At 32.5% G+C, this 869-nt stretch carries 1 protein-coding gene; it reads right to left on the bottom strand.

The genetic code is table 11. The annotated features are described in order from the left end of the window. A partial coding sequence (locus A7D14_RS18150; RefSeq protein ID WP_176712448.1) for an ATP-binding protein occupies positions 1–869 on the bottom strand: 869 nt, incomplete at both ends.

The following is an 869-nucleotide window of genomic DNA, read 5'->3' on the forward strand; positions in this document are numbered from 1 at the left end:
ATCTGTTTTAAAATGCTTCTTAAATTTGTTTTTATCTTCCTGATTAAAATAATATAAATGCATTTTTAATAATCCACACGGTCTAGCTGGAACATTAATTATTTTCAGGTTACCATTTTCATGTTTGAGAATCTCTTGAGTCTTTTCCTCTTCATCAAAGGATAAGTCAACTTTTTTTGTTGCAAAGTCAATTAATTGACTTTTCACCTCCCTGTTTTTGAAATTCTCGTAGGGAGAATTAATCCATATTCTAAATGGATGCTCTGGCTTAATTTCTGAATTTGGTGAAACTAATTTCGAAAGTTCCTTAAAGGCTCTATTAATATCATCTTCAGTCCAAACTTCATTAACAGAAGAGATTTCCAAGGTTGTGCCTTGCACATTTTTAATGGCATCCTCATACCAATATTTATTTTCTACATCAGTGAAGAAAGGTTTCTCATCTTCAAAATCTAACTTTAATTGATTATTTTCTAGTTTGGAGTATTGTGACCAGTCCGTTTCTAAGCAAAGTGTTTGATTTTGATTTTTTTTCTTGGTTCTTAAAATCAATTTATCCCCCAATTTATCAACTGCAAAACGCCCTACACCCTTTTTACCGGAAACTTTTCTTCTATAAGGTGCAGGTGACAATCTCTCTCTCCTCTTGCTACTTGTACCAATGACCATCCACTTGTTTTTGATATCGGAGAATTGCATTCCTATACCATCATCGCTAATAATAATCTTAGAATTAGGAGTTATTGGATTTATATTTTGAAATTCGACATTTACGTTTTCTGCATTTGCATCATATGCGTTCTTAACTAATTCAAAAAGTGCGGTAATCCTATCGGTTATTAATTCTCTTCCCAATAAGCGATATGCGC

This window comes from Allomuricauda sp. CP2A (assembly GCF_001683915.1).
GTDB lineage: Bacteria > Bacteroidota > Bacteroidia > Flavobacteriales > Flavobacteriaceae > Flagellimonas.